The organism is Blastomonas sp. (assembly GCF_041747255.1).
Lineage (GTDB): Bacteria > Pseudomonadota > Alphaproteobacteria > Sphingomonadales > Sphingomonadaceae > Blastomonas.
Genome location: NZ_JBGTFM010000335.1, coordinates 1 through 2,043, shown reverse-complemented (window position 1 = coordinate 2,043; position 2,043 = coordinate 1). Strand labels below are relative to the sequence as shown.

The window sequence follows — 2,043 nt, the reverse complement described above, 5'->3', positions numbered from 1 at the left end:
TGTCTCAATTTGCGCGCTGACCCGATAGCCCTGGCTGTTGTCGCCCGGGCTTCTGGTCAAGGATGCGCCCATGATATCGCCCAGCTGTTCGAGCAGTGCGCTGCCCTGCCCGGCCATCGCGGCGCTCGCAGGGCCGACGCCGTCATCTTCGACGATCAGGCGCACACCTGCGGCCTCGTTGATAAGGCTGACCCGAATGACACCACCAGCGCCATCGGGATAGCCATATTTCAGGGTGTTGATGATCAGCTCGCTGCACATCAATATCAGCGCACGGCGCATATCAGGCACCAACGAGACCGGTTGTGTGTCGACCACTGCGGCGATGTTTCGCGCGCTGCCGAAAATCAGCGTCAGCCGGGTGGCGATCTCGGTCAGCAACGGCACGCACGGCACCAGCTCGGTCTGGTCACATTCCGCGCCGAGCTCCTCATAGGCGCGTGCCAGGCTGCGGGTCTGCGCAACCAGCGTGTCGGGCAGCCAGCGACGCGAAGGGTGTTCGGACAGGTTGGCGAGCGAGTGGGTGAGCTGGGCAAGGTTGCGCGCACGATGGATAGCGTCAGACCGCCACAAAGGGGCGTTCTGAATGCCATTGGCAGCGGCCGAATTGCCGGTCTTGTTATTCACGGGCGCGAACAGTTCCAGCATCCTTGCCTCAAGCGCAATCTTGCATGGATTCTCTCTGGTCGTGGCGGGTTCAAGTGGACTGAAGCGCATCGGACGACTCCCGTAAATTGTGCCTGTCAATTAGATCGCATATTTGGTGGCCGCCGTTGTTGATCCCGATTAGTCCGGGGGATTATTTTCGATCAGATTATTGCTTGTCGACCTCAAAGCTGGCGAAGATTGCCCTGAGCAACTCAAGCGATTCCTGCATCCGGCCATTCGATTCTCCGGTTCGCTCGGCAACTTCAACCTTTACCTCGCACGTCGTCTGGATCACCGAAAGCGCGCCATCGACCGACAGGACTTTGGTCTCAACCAGCGCGTGCAAAATGCTTTCGGCCAGCAGCAGCGCCGCCTGACCATGCGCATCGGGCTCCAGTCCGCCAGCTACGGACGTTTCGGGCATGCTCTTGAAGGGTATGTCGTTCATGGTTCTGCCGATTTTGCGACCAGGCGAGAGCGAACTCTCATCTCTCTGCTATCGGCGCCTGGGTTCGCGTGCCGACAGTAATTGTGTTATAAACTGTTTTCACCCCGGCAAACGTAACCAAGGTTAATGTCATGATTTGACCCGCAAGTTACGCCGAAGGCAGGAGTGTTTTCATGTCGAATGCCTTTGTTGAACGCCTGCGCGGCTATGCTCCGCTCAGCGACGCCGATGTTGCGTTGCTGACGAAGTCGTGCCGAACCGTTCGCGATGTGCCCGCCGGCCATCACCTGATCAGGGAGGGCGACCCGCCTGATCCGGTGTTCGTGATGCTGGAGGGCTGGGCGTTCGGATACAAGATGCTGCCCGATGGCGGGCGGCAGATTCTGGCGTTCTTGATGCCGGGTGACTTTTGCGACATTCATATCGAGGTATTGAAAGAGATGGACCACAATATCGTGACGTTGACAGAAGCCAAAATCGCATCGCTGCCACGCGCGGAGATGGAGGCTTTGGTCGACGCGCGGCCGACGATTACCCACGCGTTCTGGTGGTCACAGCTGGTTAATCAGGGGGTACTGCGTGCCTGGATTGTCAACATGGGGCGGCGCAAGAGCGAAGAGCGCGTCGCACATCTGATGTGCGAACTCTACATCCGCATGCGCAACATCGGGCTGGCGAGCGGCGACCAGTGCGAAATACCGCTGACCCAGATCGTCCTCGCCGACGCCGTCGGCCTCACCCCGGTCCATGTTAACCGCGTGCTCAAGAAATTGCGACTGGCCAAGGTTATGGAACTGAAAGCCGGATCACTGAACATCATCGACCCGGTTAAACTGGCCCAAATTGCCGGGTTCGATGGTAATTACCTGCACGGGCGACTGCAGAAGGTGGGTTAGCCGCCACCCGCCACACGTCGCGCATCAGGCAGCCTGCGCCGCCTTGCCTCG

The 2,043-nt window shown here is 59.3% G+C and carries 2 protein-coding genes and 1 pseudogene; 1 reads left to right on the top strand and 2 read right to left on the bottom strand.

The window, feature by feature from the left end:
• Both ACEW8G_RS11435 and ACEW8G_RS11430 read right to left on the bottom strand, forming a co-directional pair.
• A pseudogene (locus ACEW8G_RS11435) lies at window positions 1-717 on the bottom strand (hypothetical protein); the annotation flags it as partial.
• Between the two features lie 97 nt (window positions 718-814).
• A complete protein-coding gene (locus tag ACEW8G_RS11430) occupies window positions 815-1,096 on the bottom strand; it encodes a hypothetical protein (RefSeq protein ID WP_373488545.1) in 282 nt (93 codons plus the stop codon).
• A gap of 173 nt (window positions 1,097-1,269) precedes the next feature.
• Between ACEW8G_RS11430 and ACEW8G_RS11425 the strand changes: the two genes are divergently transcribed.
• Window positions 1,270-1,992, top strand: a complete 723-nt coding sequence (locus ACEW8G_RS11425; RefSeq protein ID WP_373488544.1) for a Crp/Fnr family transcriptional regulator — start codon at window positions 1,270-1,272, stop codon at window positions 1,990-1,992.
• Window positions 1,993-2,043 lie beyond the last annotated feature (51 nt).